Origin of the sequence: Geodermatophilus amargosae (genome assembly GCF_041028265.1) — a bacterium.
Lineage (GTDB): Bacteria > Actinomycetota > Actinomycetes > Mycobacteriales > Geodermatophilaceae > Geodermatophilus > Geodermatophilus amargosae_A.
In genome coordinates this window covers 157,845-178,288 of the sequence record NZ_JABGCW010000013.1, presented here as the reverse complement: position 1 = coordinate 178,288, position 20,444 = coordinate 157,845, and the positions used below count along the sequence as shown (strand labels likewise).

The 20,444-nt window shown below is 76.0% G+C and carries 16 protein-coding genes; 11 read left to right on the top strand and 5 right to left on the bottom strand.

Features of this window, described 5'->3' with window-relative positions; all coding sequences use genetic code 11:
- Nucleotides 1–90: 90 nt before the first annotated feature.
- On the bottom strand, nt 91–2,577 hold the full coding sequence (locus tag HLV61_RS16775; protein WP_369257432.1) for a transglycosylase domain-containing protein: 2,487 nt from the start codon (nt 2,575–2,577) through the stop codon (nt 91–93).
- Nucleotides 2,578–2,749: 172 nt separating this feature from the next.
- On the bottom strand, nt 2,750–3,160 hold the full coding sequence (locus HLV61_RS16770; protein ID WP_369257430.1) for a DUF5318 family protein: 411 nt from the start codon (nt 3,158–3,160) through the stop codon (nt 2,750–2,752).
- A gap of 133 nt (nt 3,161–3,293) precedes the next feature.
- Between HLV61_RS16770 and HLV61_RS16765 the strand changes: the two genes are divergently transcribed.
- The 3 genes from HLV61_RS16765 to HLV61_RS16755 all read left to right on the top strand — a co-directional run bounded on the left by HLV61_RS16765 (nt 3,294) and on the right by HLV61_RS16755 (nt 6,019).
- Nucleotides 3,294–3,917: a PadR family transcriptional regulator gene (locus HLV61_RS16765; protein ID WP_369257428.1), complete on the top strand. Its 624-nt coding sequence runs from the start codon at nt 3,294–3,296 to the stop codon at nt 3,915–3,917.
- A gap of 150 nt (nt 3,918–4,067) precedes the next feature.
- Entirely contained in the window at nt 4,068–5,147 is a 1,080-nt protein-coding gene (locus tag HLV61_RS16760) for an inositol-3-phosphate synthase (protein ID WP_369257426.1), read from the top strand.
- A 113-nt stretch (nt 5,148–5,260) separates the two neighbouring features.
- Nucleotides 5,261–6,019 (top strand): hypothetical protein, encoded by a 759-nt coding sequence (locus HLV61_RS16755; protein ID WP_369257424.1) that lies wholly within the window; start codon nt 5,261–5,263, stop codon nt 6,017–6,019.
- A 127-nt stretch (nt 6,020–6,146) separates the two neighbouring features.
- Here the strand turns inward: HLV61_RS16755 and HLV61_RS16750 are convergent, their stop codons facing one another.
- The gene (locus HLV61_RS16750; protein WP_369257422.1) at nt 6,147–6,809 is read right to left on the bottom strand and encodes a YqgE/AlgH family protein; all 663 of its coding nucleotides are present in this window, start codon (nt 6,807–6,809) and stop codon (nt 6,147–6,149) included.
- 63 nt (nt 6,810–6,872) lie between these two features.
- Here HLV61_RS16750 and HLV61_RS16745 point away from each other — a divergent pair, with 63 nt between their 5' ends.
- Nucleotides 6,873–8,159, top strand: a complete 1,287-nt coding sequence (locus HLV61_RS16745; protein WP_369257420.1) for an MFS transporter — start codon at nt 6,873–6,875, stop codon at nt 8,157–8,159.
- On the opposite strand, the gene HLV61_RS16740 is transcribed toward HLV61_RS16745, so the two are convergent.
- On the bottom strand, nt 8,156–9,118 hold the full coding sequence (locus HLV61_RS16740) for a matrixin family metalloprotease (protein WP_369257418.1): 963 nt from the start codon (nt 9,116–9,118) through the stop codon (nt 8,156–8,158). The two genes, HLV61_RS16745 and HLV61_RS16740, sit on opposite strands and share 4 nt — an antisense overlap.
- Nucleotides 9,119–9,301: 183 nt before the next feature.
- On the bottom strand, nt 9,302–10,753 hold the full coding sequence (locus HLV61_RS16735; protein ID WP_369257416.1) for a CCA tRNA nucleotidyltransferase: 1,452 nt from the start codon (nt 10,751–10,753) through the stop codon (nt 9,302–9,304).
- A gap of 105 nt (nt 10,754–10,858) precedes the next feature.
- On the opposite strand from HLV61_RS16735, the gene HLV61_RS16730 reads away from it, so the two are divergent.
- The 7 genes from HLV61_RS16730 to HLV61_RS16700 all read left to right on the top strand — a co-directional run bounded on the left by HLV61_RS16730 (nt 10,859) and on the right by HLV61_RS16700 (nt 20,307).
- Nucleotides 10,859–11,335, top strand: coding sequence for an NUDIX hydrolase (locus HLV61_RS16730; protein ID WP_093583022.1), 477 nt, complete (start codon nt 10,859–10,861; stop codon nt 11,333–11,335).
- Between the two features lie 67 nt (nt 11,336–11,402).
- Nucleotides 11,403–13,685, top strand: coding sequence for a DUF6049 family protein (locus tag HLV61_RS16725; protein ID WP_369257413.1), 2,283 nt, complete (start codon nt 11,403–11,405; stop codon nt 13,683–13,685).
- Nucleotides 13,682–15,802, top strand: a complete 2,121-nt coding sequence (gene murJ, locus HLV61_RS16720) for a murein biosynthesis integral membrane protein MurJ (protein ID WP_369257411.1) — start codon at nt 13,682–13,684, stop codon at nt 15,800–15,802. The genes HLV61_RS16725 and murJ overlap by 4 nt, the downstream gene beginning before the upstream one ends.
- A 79-nt stretch (nt 15,803–15,881) precedes the next feature.
- Complete coding sequence (locus HLV61_RS16715; RefSeq protein WP_369257410.1) at nt 15,882–17,555, top strand: protein kinase family protein; 1,674 nt, start codon at nt 15,882–15,884, stop codon at nt 17,553–17,555.
- Between the two features lie 66 nt (nt 17,556–17,621).
- Nucleotides 17,622–18,632 (top strand): thioredoxin-disulfide reductase, encoded by a 1,011-nt coding sequence (trxB, locus tag HLV61_RS16710; RefSeq protein WP_440284920.1) that lies wholly within the window; start codon nt 17,622–17,624, stop codon nt 18,630–18,632.
- 89 nt (nt 18,633–18,721) lie between these two features.
- Nucleotides 18,722–19,048: a thioredoxin gene (gene trxA, locus HLV61_RS16705; protein ID WP_093583016.1), complete on the top strand. Its 327-nt coding sequence runs from the start codon at nt 18,722–18,724 to the stop codon at nt 19,046–19,048.
- Between the two features lie 122 nt (nt 19,049–19,170).
- Nucleotides 19,171–20,307 carry an N-acetylmuramoyl-L-alanine amidase gene (locus HLV61_RS16700; RefSeq protein WP_369257407.1) on the top strand — a complete coding sequence of 379 codons (1,137 nt, stop codon included), beginning with the start codon at nt 19,171–19,173 and terminating at the stop codon, nt 20,305–20,307.
- Nucleotides 20,308–20,444 lie beyond the last annotated feature (137 nt).

Here is a 20,444-nt window from a genome sequence, read left to right as displayed (position 1 = left end):
CGGGAACGCCGCGGGCCCGTCCGCCGGCGGTTGCGCCGGGGCGGACGGGCCCGTGGGGGAGGAGCTCACCCGGTCAGTGTGCCGGGCGGGTCAGCCGACCGGCTGCGGCTGCGGCTGGGTGGTGGGTGCCGGCTGACCGGGTTGCTGCGGCTGGCCGGTGCCCGGGTCGGGCGGCACCGGAGCGGTGGTGCCACCGGTCACCGGGCCGTTCGGCGGCTGCTGCGGTACCGGGTTCGGCACCGGCGGCACCGGCGCGTTCGGGTCCGCGTTGCCCCCGTTCCCGCTGTTCGGGTCCACCGGCGTCCCGGGTCCCGGCACCGTCTCGGTGGGCGTGGCCGGGGTGGACGGCGCCGGCTGCGTGGTCGGCGCCGACTGGGTGGGGGGCGCCGACTGGGTGGTCGGCGCCGCCGGCTCGGTCACCGGCTCCGGCACGCCCTCGCCCGTGTCGCCGCGGATGACCGGCCGGTCGGGCAGGTCCTCCTCCGGCGTCCCGTCGAGCACCGTGTCCATGAACTGCTGCCAGATGGCACCCGGCAGGCCCGAGCCGTAGACGATCGCGCCGTCGTCGTTGCGGATCGGCTGGTAGCCGTCGCTGCCCATCCACACCGCGGTCGACAGCGACGGCGTGTAGCCGACCATCCAGGCGTCGGAGTTGTCGTCGGCGTCGATGCCCTGCGTGCCGGTCTTGGCGGCCACCTCGCGGTCGTCGTCGAGCGCCCGCCGCGAGTACTGCGCCACGCCCTCGAGCGCATAGGTGGTGTCGCTGGCGACCTGCTCGCTCATCACCTGCTCGCCGGCCGGGGCGCCGTTGTCGAGCAGCACGGCCCCCGCGGTGTCGGTGACCCGGCTGACGAAGTGCGCGTCGTGCCGCACGCCACCGCTGGCGAAGGTGGCGAAGCCGGTGGCCTGGTCGATCGGGCGCATCTCGTACTGCCCGATCCCGATCGAGGAGCCGGTGCTGCCGGTCTCGGGGTCGGCCAGCGTCGGCTTGTCGTCCAGCGACGACACACCGGTGGCCGGCCAGGTGTCGGGCATGCCGGTGGCGGCCAGCGCCGTCTCACGGACGTTCTCCGGGCCCACCTCGTAGGCCAGCCCGTAGTACGTCGTGTTCAGCGAGCGGGTCATCGCCTCGACCAGGGAGCAGGCCGGGCAGGAGGTGCCGCCGGAGTTGCGGACCGGCAGCCCGGGCCGGTCGGGGAACTCCTGCGGCGAGCTGCCGTCGCGGCGCGAGGTCACGCTGATGCCCTGGTCCAGCGCGGTCGCGAGCACGTAGGGCTTCATCGACGAGCCGGGCTGGCGGCGGGCCTGGGCGTAGTCGATCGCGTCGTCGCCGGCACCGACGTCCCCGCCGTAGTAGGCGCGGACCCCGCCGGTGCGCGGGTCGACGGCGACCAGGGCCTGCCGCAGGTTGTCCGGCTGGCCGTCCATCACCTCGGCGACCGCGGCCAGTGCGGCGTCCTGGGTGGGCTTGTCGACGGTGGTGGTGATCCGCAGCCCACCGGCCCGGATCTGCTCGTCGGAGTAGCCGCGGCCCTCGAGCTCGCTGATCGCCTGCGACACGACCAGGCCCTCGGGACCGGTCGGGATGCCCAGCGCGGAGGACTCCGGCCGCGGCTGGACCGGCGGGTAGACCGACGCGTCGCGGTCGGCCTGGGTCATCCAGCCCTCCTCGACCATCGCGTCGAGGACCAGCCCCCAGCGGTCCTGCGCGCCCTCGGGGTTGGCCTCCGGGTCGTAGGAGCTGGGGCTGCGGATCTGGACGGCGAGCACCGCGCCCTGCTGCGGGGTGAGCTGGGCCGCCGGGACGCCGAAGAAGGTGTTGGCCGCCGCCTCGATGCCGTAGGCGCCGCGGCCGAAGTAGATGGTGTTGAGGTAGTTCTCGAGGATCTCGTCCTTCGAGTACTCGTTGTCCAGCTTGACCGCCAGGAAGAGCTCCTGGAACTTGCGGCTGAACGTCTGGTCCGCCGTCAGGAAGGCGTTCTTCACGTACTGCTGGGTGATGGTCGAGCCACCCTGCGTCGAGCCGCCGGTCAGGTTGTTCCAGGCCGCCCGGACGATGCCGGTGAAGGAGATGCCCGGGTCGGAGTAGAAGTTCCGGTTCTCCGCGGCGAGCACGGCGTCGCGCGCGGCCTCGGACACCTCGGCCAGGCCGACGTTGGTGCGGTTGGTGTCCCCGAGGCGGGCCATCTCGGTGGTGCCGTCGGCGTAGTAGACGACGGTGGTCTGCGAGTTCTGCACCGAGCCGGGGTCGGGCACCTCGGTCGTGGCGTAGACGACGCCGACGAAGACGCCGAGCAGGAGGAACAGGCCGAGCAGGGTGCCCAGCGCGACCTTCAGCCGGCGACGGCGCCGCTGCTTCGTGCTGCGCGCCTTCTTGCTGCCGGGCTTGCCCCCCGCGGGCCGCGAGCCGGTGGGACGCGAGCCGCCGGGGCGGGAGCCGACGGAGCCCCCGGACCGCGACGCGTTCGTGCGGGCGCGGCCGCCGGCCCCGCCGGCAGCGGGCGTGCGGCCGGCCGGTGGGCGCCGCGGCGGGCCGCCGGCCGGCCCGACCGGCGTGGTCTCGTCGTGGGGAGGCACCAGGGAGCCCCTCCTCGGGTCTCGGTGGGCGGATCGGGTCCGGCCCAGCGTGGCGTCGTTGGCTGTGGGGCCCGGGGAGGACGCGCGGGCGCGCCGTCCCCCCGGGACGGGTGTGACGGACGGGTCCGCCGGTGTGCTCCCGCCGGCCGGCTCGGTCCAGCCCGTGGGGGCGCTAGTCCGTGGCGGTGCGGCGGCGCCGGCGCGGCTGACGCCCCGGCTCGGGCTCGACTCCGAGGACGTAGGAGGAGTCCAGGTGGTTCCACCCGCACCCGCGGCACACCTCGACGGTGTACACGGAGAACTCCTCCTGCGCGGCGTCCATCCGGGCGAGTTCCGCCTCGGTCTTCGCCTGCCCGGACACGTGGCCCAGCCCCTCACCGTAGACGTAGTTGACCAGGGTGAGGCGTTCACGGCGGCAGACCGGGCACGGCACGTCGGTCTGCCGGCCGTGGTAGCGGGCCGCGCGGGTCAGGTACGGGCCGGCGTCGCAGACCTCGAACAGGCCGGTGCGACCGGACCTGACGTCGGCCAGGACGGCCCGCCGCTGCAGCGAGTAGTCCACGACGGAGCGACGTCCGGGCACGGCCGCCAATGTACGCAGTCCGCGCCCTCCGGTCCCGTACGCGCGGGCGGTCCACGATCGGGCGCCCCACGTCGGGTTGCCGGCCCGTTCACACGCCGATGTATCGTCTCGATACATCGAACGGCAGGAGCCGATGGGGGGCGAGATGCTCGAGTTCGCCATCCTCGGACTGCTGCAGCAGTCCCCCATGCACGGCTACGAGCTGCGCAAACGGCTCGCGGAGGTGCTCGGGGGCCTGCGCAGCATCTCCTACGGCTCGCTGTATCCCGCGCTCAAGCGGTTGTACGCCGCCGGGCTCGTCACCACCGACGAGCCCGACCGGCACGCACCACTGCCGGCCGACGCACCGCCGCTCACCGGCCGGCGCGGGAAGGTGGTCTACACGATCACCGCGGAGGGCAAGGAACGCTTCGCGGAGCTGGTCAGCCAGGCCGGCCCCGAGGCGTACGACGACGGCAGGCTCTTCGGCGTCCACCTCGCCTTCTTCCGGCACACTGCCGCCGACGTGCGGCTGCGCATCCTCGAGGGGCGCCGCCGCACGGTCGAACGGCAGCGGGACGGCCTGCGGTCCTCACTGGCGCGGACCCGCGAACGGCTCGACCGCTACACGCTGGAACTGCAGCGCCACGGCCTCGACTCGGTCGACCGGGAGGTGCGCTGGCTGGCCGAGCTCATCGACAAGGAGCGCATCGACGGCGAGCAGAGCCGGCCCGGCCCGGCCCCGGGGGACGAGCGCCCACGAACCGGCGACGGGTGACGCCGCACCTCCGCGGCGCCGCACCGAGCACCACCGAACCGCGCACCACCCGCACCGCAGGCACGACGGCTGTCCAGCCCGCCGGCCGCACCGCCAGGACCGGAACGGTCCCGCGACACGGACCACCCGGTCCAGGGAGAAGGGAAAGCAATGGGAGCTGTCAAGGTCGCCATCGTCGGCGTCGGTAACTGTGCCGCCTCGCTCGTCCAGGGCGTGCACTACTACCGCGACGCCGACGAGACCGCCTCGGTGCCCGGGCTCATGCACGTCCGCTTCGGCGACTACCACGTCTCCGACGTGCAGTTCGTCGCGGCGTTCGACGTCGACGCCAAGAAGGTCGGCCGCGACCTCTCCGAGGCCATCGTCGCCAGCGAGAACAACACCATCAAGATCACCGACGTGCCGCCGCTCGGCGTGACCGTGCAGCGCGGCACCACCCTCGACGGGCTGGGCAAGTACTACCGGGCCACGATCGAGGAGTCCGACGAGGAGCCGGTCGACGTCGTCGCTGCCCTGCGCGAGTCCGGTGCCGACGTCCTCGTCTGCTACCTGCCGGTCGGCTCGCAGCAGGCCGCCGAGTTCTACGCGCAGGCCGCCCTCGACGCCGGTGTCGGCTTCGTCAACGCCCTGCCGGTGTTCATCGCCGGGACGAAGGAGTGGGCGGACAAGTTCACCGCCGCCGGCGTCCCGATCGTCGGTGACGACATCAAGAGCCAGGTCGGCGCCACCATCACCCACCGGGTGCTGGCCAAGCTGTTCGAGGACCGCGGCGTACAGCTCGACCGCACGATGCAGCTCAACGTCGGCGGCAACATGGACTTCAAGAACATGCTCGAGCGCGAGCGCCTGGAGTCCAAGAAGATCTCCAAGACCCAGGCCGTCACCAGCCAGGTCGACCGCGACATGGGCACCGACAACGTGCACATCGGCCCGTCGGACCACGTGCCGTGGCTGTCGGACCGCAAGTGGGCCTACGTCCGCCTCGAGGGCCGCGCCTTCGGCGACGTCCCGCTGAACCTGGAGTACAAGCTCGAGGTCTGGGACTCCCCGAACTCGGCCGGCATCATCATCGACGCCGTCCGCGCGGCGAAGATCGCCATGGACCGCGGGATCGGCGGCCCGATCCTGTCGGCGTCGTCGTACTTCATGAAGTCCCCGCCGGTGCAGTACAGCGACAGCGAGGCCCGCGACGCCGTCGAGGCCTTCATCCGCGGCGAGGTCGAGCGCTGACCCGCTGAGCGTCCCGCCCGCAGGCCCGTCCCCCGCTCCGGGGGGCGGGCCCGCGGCACGTCCGGGCCTGTCGGGACGCCGGGGACGCCGCCGCGCTGCCTACGCTGACCGCCATGCCGCGCCGACTGCTCGCGTCCGCGCTGGTCACGACCGGCGTGCTGCTCGCGGGCTGCTCCGACCCCGAGGCCGACCGGCAGCCGGGTGACCCGGTGACCGCCGAGGAGGCCGACGTGCTCGCCGGGTTGCTCGCGCGGGACACCGAGGAGGGCGGCGCGGACGTCGTCGTCACCGCGCCGTTCGGCGACGGCGGGCTGCTGACGCTCACCGGCGAGGTCGACTTCGCCGGCTCCGCCGGTCGTGCCCAGGCGGTGACCGACTACGGCGACGAGCGTCCCGACGACGTCCGCACGCTGTTCTTCACGCGCGAGCAGCTCTGGTTCGGCGACGTGCCGGGCCTGCCCGCCGCCCTGGCCGCCGCCGGGCTGCCCGACGCCCCGTTCGTGCGCCGCCCGCTGGCGACCGGTCCGGACGCGGTCCCGCTGACCGACGTGCTCGTCACCGTGGTGCTCAACCTCGGCGCCCCGGAGGCCGACGACGCCGCCGCCTTCCGCGGCGGGGAGCACACCTGGGAGGGCCAGCGCTCGATCGACCGGCGGCTGGCCACGGTCTACGCCGGCGAGACGGGCTGGTCGGTGGCCGTGGACGACACCAGCGACCTGCTGCTGCAGTACGTCACCCCGCTGCCCGGTCAGGACGCCGAGGTCACCGTGACGCTGTCGGACCACGGCCCGCGGACGATCGCGGTGCCCGAGGACGCTCAGACGGTGGACGCGGCGGCGCACCCGGAGCTGTCGGCGGCCACCGGGGTCTGAAGCACCCGGGCCTGGACACGAGGGGAGGGGGCGGCCTCTTCCCCAGACCGCCCCCTCCGGTGCCCTTCCTACCAGATCGCGCCGGCGCGCGCTGCCGGGAGACCTCCCGCGGCGTGTCCGGGTGGGGTCAGTTGGCGGAGGGGTCCGCCGGCGCCGTCGACAGCACGGCCAGCCGGCCGGTCTGCCGGGCGAGGACGGTGCGCCACAGCTGCGGACCGGAGAGGTCGCTGAGCACGTCGCCCGGGGTGCCCGGCACGCACGCCCACGCCCCCTCGGCGACCTCGGCGGCCAGCTGGCCCGGGGACCAGCCCGCGTACCCGGCGAACACCCGCAGCCCGGCCAGGCCGCTGTCGAGGGCATCGGGGTCGGCGTCGAGGTCGACGAGGTAGACGTCGCCGGCCACCCGCCGCAGGCCCGGGGCCTCGGCCGCGGCGCCGGGGCAGCTGGCCAGGCACAGCGCGGTGTCGGTCTCGCACGGGCCGCCGACGTGGAAGACCCCCGGCTCGACGGCGAGGTCGCACCAGCCGGGCAGCACGTCGCGGATCTCGACCTGGCTGGGCCGGCCGAGGACGACGCCGAGCGTGCCGGTGTCGTTGTGGTCGAGCACGTAGACGACGGTGCCGGCGAAGTTGGGGTCGGTGAGCGCGGGCATCGCGACCAGCAGCGAGCCCGGCACGACGTCGTCGAGGGTGCCGGTCGACAGCCGGGGCACCGCCGCGCGACGTCGGCCCGTGACCGGCCGCATCGGCGGGCCGGACTCGGGATCGGGTGACGGGGGCACCGAAGTCATCCCGTCCAGTGTGCAACAGTCCGCGGCCCGGGGGAGGTCGAGCCCGCGCCGTAGGGTGACCCGGTGCAGCGGGCCGCTCCGACCGTGCGGCACCTGCTGTCCCGCCGCGACTTCCGGCGGCTGCTCCTCACCCGGCTGTCCGCGCAGTTCGGCGACGGTGCCTTCCAGGCCTCCCTCGCCGGGACCGTGCTGTTCAACCCGCAGCGGGCGGCTGATCCGCTGGCCGTCGCGGCCGGTTTCGCCGTCCTCCTGCTGCCCTACTCGCTCCTCGGCCCGTTCGCCGGCGTCTGGCTGGACCGCTGGAGCCGGCGGCAGGTGCTCGTGCACGCCGACCTGCTGCGGGCCGGGCTGGTCGCCGTCGTCGCCGCCCTGGTCCTCGGCGGGGCGGCCGGCCTGCCGCTGGCCGTCACGGGGCTCGCGGTCTTCTCGGTGACCCGGTTCGTGCTGTCGGCGCTGTCGGCCGGCCTGCCGCACACCGCCGACGCCGGCACGCTGGTGACCGCCAACGCCCTGTCGACGACGTCCGGGGCGGTGGCCACGGTCGTCGGGGGCGGCGTCGCGGTCGGGCTGGTGCAGCTGGCACCGCCCGGGGACGCCGGGTACGCGGCCGTGGCGCTCTGCGCCGCGCTGCCCTACCTGGCGGCCGCCGCCGTCGCCGCCGGGTTCGGCCGGGGCGACCTGGGCCCGGACACCGCCACCCGCTCGGCCCGGCTGACGGTGCGGCGGGTCCTCGCCGGGATGGCCGAGGGTGCCCGGTCCGTGGCGGCGCACCCCCCGGCCGGGGCCGCGCTGCTGGCGATCGCCGGGCACCGGGTCGCCTACGGCCTGCTGACGCTGGTGTCCCTGCTGCTGTACCGCGGTCCCCTGCTCGAGGGGTCCGGCCCGCTGTTCCCCGGCGGGCTGGTGGGCCTCGGCCAGGTGGTCGGCGCCGGCGCGGTGGGCACGCTGCTGGCGGCGCTGGTCACCCCGGCCGCGGTGCGCCGGCTGGGCCGCCGGCGGTGGACGGCACTGCTGCTGGCCGGTGGCGGCGCGCTGCAGGTGCTGCTCGGGCTCACCTTCGCGCCACCGGGGGTCGTGGCGGCCGGGTTCGTGCTCGGCTTCGTCGGGCAGGGGGTGAAGGTCTGTGTGGACACCACGCTGCAGGAGTCCCTCGGCGACGACGTCCGCGGCCGGGTGTTCTCCGTCTACGACACCCTGGTCAACGTCACCTACGTGGCGGCCCTGGTGGCCGGTGCGCTGGTGCTGCCGGCCTCGGGCGTCTCCGTGCCGGTGCTGGTCGCCGTCGCGGCCGTGTACGCGCTGACCGCCGCCGCGTTCCTGCGCGGCAGCCGGGAGCCGGTCCCCGTCTAGAGACCCGGCGCGCAGACGCCGCGGCCGAGCTCCGCGAGCCCGGCGAGGTCGCCGGGGCCCAGGCCCTCCTGCCCCCGGTACTCCGGGTGCATCAGCTCCGCGGGGTCCTCGACGTGGTCGAGGCCGAGCACGTGGCCGAACTCGTGCATGAGCACCCCGCGGACCTCGGCCCGCCCCTCGACGGAGCGGGCCGGGCCGTCGGCCCATGCGGCGTCGATCGTGACCGTGCCGGTGACGTAGACCCACGACCCGGCGGCCGCGGCGGCCTGGCTCCCGCCGAGCCCCGCGACGGTGCCCTCCAGGTCGGGGACCTCGTCGGCCGTCGCCCAGGTGACCAGCACCGGCGCCCAGCGGTCGCCGTACCGGTCGGGCTGGAAGGCCGCCCGGTCCTGCGACCAGGACTCGTCGGTGGTCCCGTCGAAGACGAACCGCAGCCCGCTCGCGACCGAGAGGCGGGACAGCGCCTCCGCGACCAGGGCGGTCGCGCCCGGGGGCGCGCCGTCGGGCCGCATGACCCAGTGGACCGGCCGGCAGGGGTCGTAGGCGACGGGGGTGCCGTCGGGCTGGGTGTCGACGAAGGCGTGGGTCCCCGTGCCGGGCGCCGCCGACGGCGTGCCGAGCGGTGCGTCCGCCGCCTCGTGGCCGGGGGTGGGCCGGTCCGCCGCCGCGCCGGCGCCGGGGGGCGTGACGTCGGGGGAGGTGGACACGTGGCCGGACTCCCAGGGCCACGGGCGCGGGCCGGCCAGCACGGACGCCCCGAGGGAGAGCACGAGGACCACGACGACCGACAGCACCCCGCGGGCGGCCGACGACCGGCGGCGCGGCGGCTGCGGGGGACCGCCCTCCCAGGAGCGCCAGGGGGCGGGCTCCCCGTCGCGGCCGGTGGCGTCACCGAGCACCCGCTGCGGCACCCTGCCGGTGGGCGGGACCGGGACGGCCGGCGGGAGCGGCGGCGGCACGGGGGGCCGCCACTGCCCGGACGGCAGCTCCGACGGCCACGGCGGCCGTCCGCCGCGCTGCTGCTGCCCCGCCCCGTGCACCCGTCGCCCCGTCCCGTGGTCCGGCCGTCCGTCCTACCGGCGGACGGCGAGCCGGGGGAGGGGTGGGGCGGGCGGCGCCACCCGAGCGGGGGAGCCCCCGGGTCAGGCGCGGGCGGCCCACCAGGCGCGCAGCTCGGCCTCGGCCTCGTCACGGTCGAGGGGGCCGCGCTCGAGCCGGAGGTCCTTGAGGAACCGCCACGCCTCGCCGACCTCGCGGCCGGGCGGGAGGCCGAGGATCTCCATGATCGCGTTGCCGTCGAGATCGGGCCGGACGCGCGCGAGGTCCTCGGCCACCGACAGCTCGGCGATCCGCTGCTCGAGGGAGTCGTAGGTGGCCGACAGCGCCGCGGCCCGCCGCCGGTTGCGCGTGGTGCAGTCCGAGCGGACCAGCTTGTGCAGCCGGGACAGCAGGTCGCCGGCGTCGGTGACGTAGCGGCGCACCGCCGAGTCGGTCCACTCGCCGCGGCCGTAGCCGTGGAACCGCAGGTGCAGGAAGGTCAGCCGCGCGACCGCCTCCACGACGTCCTTGGGATAGCGCAGCGCCGTCAGCCGCTTGCGCACGAGCTTGGCGCCGACCACCTCGTGGTGGTGGAAGGAGACCCGGCCGCGGGGCTCGTGCCGCCGCGTGGCCGGCTTGCCGATGTCGTGCAGCAGCGCCGCCAGCCGCAGCACCAGGTCCGGCGACGGGGCGTCGTCACCGCCCGCCCGCCCGTCGGCCCGCTCCAGCGCGATCGCCCGGTCCAGCACGGTCAGCGAGTGGCTGTAGACGTCCTTGTGCTGGTGGTGCTCGTCGATCTCCATGCGCAGCGCCGGCAGCTCGGGCAGGACGACGTCGGCCAGGCCGGTGGAGACGAACAGCTCCAGCGCCGCCCGGGGAGAGTCCTGCAGCAGCGTCTTCGACAGCTCCGCCTGGACCCGCTCCGGCGTGATCCGGGCCAGCTCGCCGGACATCGACGTCATCGCCGCGACCACCTCGTCGGCGGGCGTGAGACCGAGCTGGGCGACGAACCGGACCGCCCGAAGCATCCGCAGCGGGTCGTCGGCGAAGGAGTCCACGGCCGCGCCCGGAGTCCGCAGCCGGCGGGCGAGCAGGTCACCGAGACCGCCGAACGGGTCGGTGACCGTGCGGTCGGGACCCAGCGACACCGCCATGGCGTTCACCGTGAAGTCCCGGCGGGCCAGGTCGTCCTCCAGCGAGTCACCCCACGCCACCTCGGGGTTGCGCGATTCCCGGTCGTAGCGGTCGGCGCGGAAGGTGGTGATCTCCAGCCGGGTGCCGCGGACCTCGGCGCCGACGGTGCCGAAGGCGATGCCCTGGTTCCACGTGGAACCCGCCCACCCGCGCAGGAGCGCGAGCACCTGCTCCGGCCGGGCATCGGTGGTGACGTCGAGGTCCCCGGCCGGCATCCCCGCCCCGGTGCCCGCCGCCCCGGCGCCCGCCGACAGCAGCGCGTCGCGCACCGATCCGCCCACCAGGTGCGTCTGGAACCCGGCGGCGGCGAAACGTCCGCCCAGCTCGACGAGCACGGGGGAGACGTCCACCAGCTCGCGCACGGTCTGCTGTACCGCCGGCGGGACACTCCCGACGGCCGGGCGACTCTGCGGCTCTCCGGACACGACGAGCCAGGGTAGTGGCGCGGCTCGCGCTACCCTCCTCGCATGGCAGGGACCGGCGGACGAGGGCGTCCCGGTCGCCGTCTGCGCCGGGTCGACGAGACCTCCGCGGGGGGCCTGGTCGTCGCCGACGACCCCCTCACCGGTCCCCGCGCCGCGCTCATCGGGCGCACCGACCGGCGCGGCCGGCTGCTGTGGTCGCTGCCCAAGGGCCACATCGAGGAGGGCGAGACCCCGGAGGACACCGCCGTCCGGGAGGTCGCCGAGGAGACCGGGATCATCGGCGAGGTGCTCGCCCCGCTCGGGATCATCGACTTCTGGTTCGTCGCCGAGGGCCGCCGCGTGCACAAGACGGTGCACCACTTCCTGCTGCGCGCCATCGGGGGCGCCCTGTCCGACGCCGACGTCGAGGTGACCGAGGTCGCCTGGGTCCCCCTCGACGAGCTGGCCGGCCGGCTGGCCTACGCCGACGAGCGGGCGCTGGTCGAGCGGGCGCCCGCACTGCTCGCCGACAGTGCGTGACCCGGACCCCGAGGTCCGTCCGAGGCAGAGTCCCCCGCGCCCCGGGGCCGGCCGGCGCGGGAGGACGGTGACCCGCGTCCTGACGGCGGCGCTGCTGGCCCTCCCGCTGGCCGCCGCACCCGCCCTCGCCCCGGAACTCTCCCCCGCGGCGGCGGCACCGGCCGCGCCCGCACCGGCCGCCGAGCGCCCGGTCGTCGTCGACCTCACCCGCCTCGACCCGCGCACCGTCGCCCCCGGCGGCACGGTGACCCTGGCCGGCACCCTCACCAACACCGGCAGCGAGACGCTGAGCGACCTCGGCGTCCGGCTGCAGCGCGGCGGAGTCGTCACCACCCGGGCCGACCTGCTCGCCGCCGACGCCGACACCGACCCCGTCACCGCGGTCAGCACGCCGTTCCTGCCGCTGCCCGGACCGCTCGCTCCCGGGGCCACCCTCCCGTTCACCGTCACCGCGACCACCGCCGACCTGGGCCTGGGCGGCGACGGCGTCTATCCGCTGCTGCTCAACCTCAACGGCACCGGCGACGACGGCGAGCAGCGCCGGGTGGGGGAGGTCCGCACCCACCTGGTGCAGCAGACCGCGCCGCCGGCCGCGGCGACCTCCGTCGCCTGGCTGTGGCCCCTGACCGAGCGCAGTCACCGTGACGCCGCCGGCGACTTCACCGACGACGGGCTGGCCGCCGAGGTGGCCGAGGGCGGCCGGCTCGACCGTGCGCTGGCCGTGGTCGAGCGGCTGCCGGCGGTGCTCGCGCCCGGCGCCCCCGCACCGACCCCGGTCGCCCCGGTGACCCTGGCCGTCGACCCGGCGCTGGTCGAGGAGCTCTCGGTCATGGCCGAGGGCCCCTACGCCGTGGCCGGCGAGCAGGACGCGGGCACCGGCACCACGGCCGCCGGCGCGTGGTTGGAGCGGCTGCGGGCCGCGGCCGCCGACCACCCCGTCGTCGCACTGCCCTACGGCGACGTCGACGCCGACGCGCTGCAGGCCACCGGTCTGGGAGCCGCGCTCACCCGCACGCTGCCCGGCGCACCGACCGGCGAGCCCACCGGGAGCGACGGCGCGGACGGCACCGACGGGGATCCCGATGCCTCCGGCACGCGGCCCACCGCCACCGACGCCTCACCCGGACCGGCCGGCGCCGCGCTGCTCGCCGACGTCCTCGGGGTCGCACCGCGGACCGACCTCGCCTGGGCGCCCGGCGGGGCCCTGCGCCCGGACACCCTGGCCACCCTGCGCGCCGGCGGCGTCGAGCGGGTGGTGCTCGCCTCGAGCGCGCTGAGCGATGGCGACGCCGTGCTCGGCGTCCCGGACGGCACCGCCGCCGCACGGGCGAGCGTGCCCGCCGACGACGGGCCGGTCGAGGCGCTGGTGGCCGACGCCGGGCTGTCCTCCGTCGTCGGCACCGCGGACACCGCCGTGGGCGGGCCGCGGATCGCCGAGCAGCGCTACGTCGCCGAGCTGGTGCTGGTCTCGCAGCAGGCGGGGACCGACCCCGCGGGCCAGAGCGTGCTGGTCGCCCCCGCGCGCGGCGTCGACCCCGATCCCGAGGCGGTCGCCGCGATGATCGCCGACACCGCACTGCCCGGCCTGCGCCCGGCCTCGCTGACCGACCTGGCCGCCGGCCCGGTCGCCGACGCCGGCACGCCGCTGGAGCAGGCCGGCGCCGCGGTGCTCGACCCGGCCGGCCTCGGCGAGCTCGCCGCCGCCGGCGGTCTGCGCGACGACCTGGCCGGCGCCGTCGTCGGCGAGGACCCGGCGACGGCCCTCGCCTCCTCCGACGCCGCGCTGGCCCGGGCGGCCTCGGCGGCCTGGCGGGACGACCCGGCCGGCTTCCTGGCCGCCGCGCAGGACGTCCGCGACACCGTCGGCGGACTGCGGGGGCGGGTGACCCTGGTGGCGCCGGCCGACGGGACGTACAGCCTGGCCTCCAGCGACGCGCCGCTGGTGCTGACCGTCCAGAACGACCTGCCCTTCGCCGTCCGGGTGCTGCCTCAGGTGCGCACCCGGGACAACGTGGGGCTGACCATCGGCGACCTCAGCGCGCAGGAGCTGGCCCCCGGCCAGCGCACGACGCTGGAGGTCCCCACCCAGGTCCGCCAGTCGGGGCGCTTCGCCGTCACCGCCAGCCTGACCACCCCCGGCGGCGGGGCCCTCGGCGACGACGTCGCCATCCAGGTCCGCAGCACCGCCTACGGGACGATCTCGCTGTCGATCACCATCGGCGCGGCCGTCCTGCTCGGGCTGCTCTTCCTCCGCCGCGGGATCCTCTTCCTGCGCCGCCGCGGGCGGACCGAGGAGGAGCTCCCCGACGGGGCCGGCGCCGCGTGGCCGCCCAGCCGGAGCCCGGTGTGACCGGCCGCCCGCGCAGCGACGAGGACGCACCCGCCCGCGACCCGGTGCAGCGCCCGCTGCCGCCGGTGCCCCCGGCGGTGTCGTCGGGGGACTCCCCGGCGCGGCCGGCCCGCGAGCGCTCGCGGCCGCTGCCCCCGCCGCCGTACCCGGTGGCCCCGCCCCCCGGCTCGGACCTCACGGGTGCGGCCCCGCGCCGTCCCATGCCGCCGGTCCCGCCCCCGGCGCGGCCGCGGCCGCCCGCCACCCCCGCGGCGGCTCCCGTCGCGGGCCCCGCGGCGACCCCTGCTGCGAGCCCTGCCGCGACCCCCGCCGCGCCCCCCGCCGTCCCCCCGGCGGCGGCCGCCCGGCCGGCGCCCCGGCCGCTGCCGCCGGTGCCCCCGCCGGTCCGGCGCCGGTTCATCCCCGCCGACGAGACGCAGGTCATCCCGATCCTGCAGCTGCCGCCGGTCCCGCAGGCACCGGAGGGGGAGACCGAGGAGGAGGCGCAGGAGCGCGAGGGCGCCCCGGGCGGCAGCCGCGGGATCCTGCGCGCCGCCGGGACGATGGCGGTGGCCACGCTGGTCTCCCGCGTGACCGGCCTGATGCGCACGATGGTGCTGGCCGCGGCGCTGGGTGTCGGGCTGGTCAACGACGCCTACAACACCGCCAACACGCTGCCCAACATCGTCTACGAGCTGCTGCTCGGCGGCGTCCTGACCTCGGTCATCGTGCCGCTGCTGGTGCACGCCCAGGAGCGTGACCGCGACGGCGGCGTCGGCTACGCGCAGCGGCTGTCCACGGTGGCGATCGCCGGGCTCGTGGTGGTCACGGTCGTCGCCGTCGCGGTGGCGCCGCTGCTCACCGCCCTGTACGGCATCCAGGGCGATCCCGAGCAGGTCCGGCTGGCCAACTGGCTGGCCCGGATCCTGCTGGTGGAGATCGTCTTCTACGGCGTCGGGGCGCTGGCGCAGGCGATCCTCAACAGCCGCGGCGTCTTCGGCCCGCCGGCGTGGGCGCCGGTGCTCAACAACGTCGTGGTCATCGCCACCGGCGTGCTGTTCGTGATGGCCAGCGGGCCCGGCAGCCTCGACCCGGCCACCGTCACCCCCGGCCAGGTCTGGCTGCTCGGCGGCGGCACGCTGCTCGGCATCGCCGTCCAGGCGCTGGTGCTCGTGCCGCTGCTGCACCGGGCCGGCGTCCCGCTGCGGCCCCGCTGGAGCCTGCGCCAGACCGGCCTGCGCGAGGCCGGCGGGCTGGGCCTGTGGGTGGTCCTGTACGTGGCGGTCAGCCAGATCGGCGTCATCGTGGCCACCCGCGTGGCCAACGCCGCCACCCGCGAGGGCGGACTGGGCTCGAGCGCGTTCGCCTACGGCAGCCTGCTCTTCCAGATGCCCTACGGGATCATCGGCGTCGCGCTGCTCACCGCTCTCGTGCCGCGGATGAGCCGCGCCGCCGCCCGGCACGACGTCCCCGGCGTCGTCCAGGACCTCGCGCTCGGGACCCGGCTGTCCGCGCTCGGGCTGCTGCCGGTGGCCGCCGCGCTGACGGTCGTCGGCCCGGCGCTGGGGATCGTGGCCTTCGCCCGCGGCAACACCTCGGTCGAGGACGCCCGGGGCATCGGCGAGGCACTGGCCGTCGGCGCCTTCGGCCTGCTGCCGATGGCGGTCACGCTCCTGCAGCTGCGGGTCTTCTACGCCATGAAGGACGCCCGGACGCCGACGCTGATCCAGATCGGCATGGTCGTGGTGCGGGTCCCGCTGCTGCTGCTGGTCCCGGTGCTGGTCGAGCCCCGGCACGTCGTCGCCGGGCTGATGCTGGCCACGAGCCTCACCTACCTCGCCGGCTGGGTGCTCGGGCACCTCGCGCTCCGGCGGCACCTCACCGGCGAGCGGGGTGGCGGGGCGCTCGGCCCGGTGCTGCGCATGGTGGTGGCCGCCGCCGTCGCCGCCGGTCTGGGCTGGGTCGTCGTCCGCGTGACCGACGACGCGCTGGGCCCGTCGCTGGCGGGCTCGCTCGGGACCCTGTTGGTCGGTACCGTGGTCGTCGGCGTCACGACCCTCGCCGGGTTCGTGCTCGCCCGCATCCCGGAGCTCCGGGCACCCCTCGCCGCCGTCCGCGCGCGGCTGGGCCGCGGGTGAGCGGCGGACCCGCGGGCACGGGCGCCGTTCCCGGGGCAGCGCGCCGCCGGGGAGAGAGGACAGGGGGACGGACGCGTCCATGACGGCCACGATCACCGGCCTCCCCGACCGGTACCGCCCGCTGGACCAGGTCGGCCCCGAGGAACGCACCGACACCGGTGTCATCCACTGCTGGCGCGCCAAGGACCGGATCCTCAACCGCGACGTCGCCATCCGCGTGCACGTGCCCGGTGGCCCCGCGGCGCGCGGCTGGATCGCCCGGGCGCTCACCGCCGGCGGGCTGGCGACCCCCGCGCTGGCGATGGTCTACGACGCCTCGGAGGGCACCGGCGGCGAGAGCGGCGTCGCCTACGTCGTCAACGAGTGGATCGAGGGGCAGACCCTCGCCGAGCGGCTGGAGTCCGGGCCGATGGGCGAGCGGGAGGCCCGCACGGTCCTGCGCCGGCTGGCCGAGGGCATCGCCGAGGCGCACCGGGTCGGCCTCCCCGTCGGCGGGCTGAGCCCCGAGACCGTCGTCCTGCGGCCCAACGGGCTGGTCGGCCTGCGCGCCGTCCCCGCGGCCACGGGCTCCGTCCAGGAGGACATCGCGGCGCTCGGCGCGCTGCTCGAGTACTGCCTCACCGGCCGGCAGGCCGGCGTCCCCGGTCCCGACGGCGCCCCCGGCCGCCCGCCGGTCATCGGGGCGCCCGACCTGGCCGCGCTGGTCCGCCGCGCCCGCTCCACCGAGCCCGGCGCCCGGCTGGCCAGCGCCGCCGCGATGGCCGCCCTGCTCGCCGAGCGCCCGCGGTCGCACGCCTCCGTCCCGGTCCGCGGCCGCGACGAGAGCGACAGCGGCTGGCTGCGCCGGCTGCGCGACCACCGCGACGCCGACCGGGAGTCCGAGCGGGACCCCGCGGTCGCGCAGGTCCCCGACGACGACCCGCAGCGGCTCGACCCGCACACGCTGCCGCCGGTGCCCCTCGGCCGCGCGCGCGTGCTTCCGCCCGCCTCGTCCGGGCCCGGCTACGACGCCGACCAGCACGACGACCACGACGGCGGCGGCCACGACGGCCACGACGGCCACGACGTCTTCGGCGACGCCGACGGCTACGACGAGGACGACGACGAGAGCCCCGGCCGCCGCCGGCTGCTGATGGGCGGCCTGCTGCTGGTCGCGGTCGCCCTCGTCGTGCTGCTGGCCTGGTGGGTCGGCACCAACCTGCTGTCGGTCGCCGGCGACGTCGACGAGCGGCCCGGCGCCGCGCCGCCGGCCGGCACGAGCAGCGCCGCCCCCGCCGAGGACGAGGCCGCACCCTCCGCCGCCGGCCCGCTGGTGGGCATCACCGGTGCCACGGTGTTCGACCCCTTCGGCGACGGCGAGCCGGAGAACGACGACGAGGTCCCCGCGACCTACGACGGCGACCCGGCCAGCACCTGGTCGACGCTGAACTACCGGGGCTCGGCCGACTTCGGCAACCTCAAGCCCGGCGTCGGGATCGTCTACGACCTCGGCTCCGAGCAGGCGGTCGGCGGCGTCACCCTGACGACCACCACGCCGGGCATCGCCGTCGAGGTCCGCACCGGCGACGCCCCCGACGGCGACCTCGACTCCTTCGCCGTCGCCGCCGCCGGCAGCGTCGACGGGACCACCGACCTCGCCTTCGAGGAGCCGGTCACCGCGCGCTACGTGCTGGTGTGGGTCACCGGCCTGGTGCCCGCCGAGGGTGGCTTCGCCGGCGCCCTGGCCGAGGTCGGCGTCACCCCTGCCTCCTGAGGGTGAGCTGCACGTCAGCGGCCTGACGGCGGGAATCTCGCCCTACGATGCGTCGTTGTGCCGCGCGTGACCGATCCCCAGCCCACCCCCGGCCCCGCGACGACCACCGAGGTCCGCTCGCCCGTGATCCCGCCCGCGGAGCACGACGGCGTCCGTGACCTGGTCATCATCGGATCGGGTCCCGCCGGGTACACCGCGGCCGTCTACGCCGCCCGGGCCAACCTGCACCCGCTGGTCTTCGAGGGCTCGCAGTTCGGCGGCGCCCTGATGACCACCACCGAGGTGGAGAACTTCCCCGGCTTCGCCGAGGGCATCCAGGGCCCCCAGCTGATGATGGACATGCGCCAGCAGGCCGAGCGCTTCGGCGCCGAGCTGGTCGCCCGCGACGTCACCGAGGTCGACCTCACGGCCACGCCCAAGGTGGTCAAGGTCGGCGACGAGGTGACCCTCGCGCACGCGGTCATCGTCGCCACCGGCTCGAAGTACCGGTACCTCGGCCTGGACAACGAGCAGCGCCTGCTCGGTCACGGCGTCTCCGCCTGCGCCACCTGCGACGGCTTCTTCTTCCGGGACCAGGACATCGTCGTGGTCGGCGGCGGCGACTCGGCGATGGAGGAGGCCACCTTCCTCACCCGCTTCGCCAAGACGGTGACCGTGGTGCACCGGCGCGAGGAGCTGCGCGCCTCGAAGATCATGCAGAAGCGCGCGCAGGACAACGAGAAGATCCGCTGGGCGCTCGGCAAGCAGGTCACCGACGTCCTCGGCGACCGGACCGTCTCCGCCGTGCAGCTGACCGACGTCGCCACCGGCAGCACCGAGGAGCTCCCCGTCTCGGGTCTGTTCGTCGCCATCGGCCACGACCCGCGCAGCGAGATGTTCGCCGGGCAGCTCAAGCTCGACGACGAGGGCTACGTGCAGGTCGAGCACCCCACCACCCGCACCAACATCGACGGCGTCTTCGCCTGCGGCGACGTGGTCGACCACGTCTACCGGCAGGCGATCACGTCGGCCGGCACCGGTGCCGCCGCCGCGATCGACGCCGAGCGCTGGCTCGCCGAGACCTTCGACGAGCGCTGAGGACGGCACGGGCATAGCGCACCGCCCCTCCGGGTTATCCACCAGGAGGTCCACCCCCAGACCTCGAACGCGACACAGGGAGAACGACCATGGCAGGCAACACCGTGACGGTGACCGACGCGACCTTCGCCGACCAGGTGCTGGGCAGTGACAAGCCCGTCCTCGTCGACTTCTGGGCCGAGTGGTGCGGGCCGTGCAAGATGGTCGCCCCGGTGCTCGAGGAGATCGCCAAGGAGCACGGCGAGAAGCTGACCATCGCCAAGCTCAACATCGACGAGAACCCGCAGATCGCCCGCGACTACCAGGTCATGTCGATCCCGACGATGACCGTCTTCCAGGGCGGCAAGCCGGTCAAGAGCATCATCGGCGCCAAGCCGAAGGGCGCCATCCTCTCCGACCTCTCCGACTACCTGTAGGTCGACGGTCGAACGTCGAGGGCCCGCTCGTCCACCAGGACGGGCGGGCCCTCGCCGTTCCGGGAGGACCGTGCCCCCCCGACTGGGCCGGGAGCGGCCGCAGAGGCCACAATCGGGACACGATGGGTAGCGAGAGCGACATGCAGCCGCTGGGTCCGGGCAGCCACGGAGCCGCCGTCGCCGACGTCCAGGCGGCGCTGCGCAGCCTGGGCCTGCTCGAACCCGGCACCGACGGGGTCTACGACCACGCCACGGGGCTCGCCGTCCGCCACTTCCAGCAGGTGCGCGGGCTGTCGGTGGACGGCCGGGTCGGCGAGGAGACCTACCGGGCACTGTCGGAGGCACGCTGGTCGCTGGGCGACCGGCTGCTGCACCACGACCCGGTGCGGCCCATGCGCGGCGACGACGTCACCAACCTGCAGGAGCGGCTGCTCGAGCTCGGCTACGACGCCGGCCGCGCCGACGGCATCTTCGGCCGGGAGACCGAGACCGGACTGCAGGCCTTCCAGCGCGACTACGGGCTGACCGCCGACGGCACGTGCGGTCCGGCGACGCTGCGAGCGCTCCGCCAGCTCGGCCGCAAGGTCACCGGCGGCCGTCCCCAGCTGCTGCGGCAGAGCGCCTCGTTCGTCGAGAGCGGCCCGCACCTCATCGGCCGGCGCATCGTCGTCGACCCCGGGCACGGCGGCGCGGACACCGGCGTCGCCGCCGGTGAGACCACCGAGGCCGACCTCGTGCTCGACCTCGCCAGCCGGATCGAGGGCCGGCTGGCCGCCGCCGGCGCGACGGTCTACCTGACCCGCGGCCGCCACCAGGACCCGACGCCGGCCGAGCGCACCGCGTTCGCCAACGACGCCCGCGCCGACCTGTTCGTCTCGCTGCACGTGGACGCCCACGACTCCCCGCACGCCCGCGGGGTCGCCAGCTACCACTACGGCACCGGCTCCGGGACGTCGTCGACGGTGGGGGAGCGGTTCGCCGACCTCGCCCGGCGCGAGGTGGTGGCCCGCACCGGCATGCTCGACCTGGGCGGGCACCCCAAGACCTGGGACCTGCTGCGGATGACCCGGATGCCCGCGGTGCGCCTCGACGTCGGCTACCTGTCCCACCCGGTCGACCGGCTGCTGCTGCTCGACGCCCGCCTGCGCGGCACGGTGGCCTCGGCCGTCCTGGCCGCCGTCCAGCGGCTGTTCCTGCCCGCCGACGCCGACCCACCCACCGGCACCTTCGTGCTCCCTGCCCCGTCATCGTCCCGATGACACCGCGGCCAGGAGCCGTCCCCGGCGTCTGCTGAGCCGGACCCACCCCTCGTCGCGGAGGCCTCCGGCCCCCACTCCCCGGAGCGCCTCGCGGGGCGGCTCACCCGTGGGACCGGTGGGGCGCCTGGCGCCCCAGG

Bases quoted from the DNA above. Each gene is read 5' to 3' on its own strand.
- trxA (WP_093583016.1), top strand. From the start codon at position 18,722: ATGGCAGGCAACACCGTGACGGTGACCGACGCGACCTTCGCCGACCAG.
- HLV61_RS16700 (WP_369257407.1), top strand. From the start codon at position 19,171: ATGGGTAGCGAGAGCGACATGCAGCCGCTGGGTCCGGGCAGCCACGGA.
- HLV61_RS16765 (WP_369257428.1), top strand. From the start codon at position 3,294: ATGGGGGGCGAGATGCTCGAGTTCGCCATCCTCGGACTGCTGCAGCAG.
- HLV61_RS16730 (WP_093583022.1), top strand. From the start codon at position 10,859: ATGGCAGGGACCGGCGGACGAGGGCGTCCCGGTCGCCGTCTGCGCCGG.
- HLV61_RS16750 (WP_369257422.1), bottom strand. From the start codon at position 6,809: ATGACTTCGGTGCCCCCGTCACCCGATCCCGAGTCCGGCCCGCCGATG.
- HLV61_RS16755 (WP_369257424.1), top strand. From the start codon at position 5,261: ATGCCGCGCCGACTGCTCGCGTCCGCGCTGGTCACGACCGGCGTGCTG.
- HLV61_RS16715 (WP_369257410.1), top strand. From the start codon at position 15,882: ATGACGGCCACGATCACCGGCCTCCCCGACCGGTACCGCCCGCTGGAC.
- HLV61_RS16760 (WP_369257426.1), top strand. From the start codon at position 4,068: ATGGGAGCTGTCAAGGTCGCCATCGTCGGCGTCGGTAACTGTGCCGCC.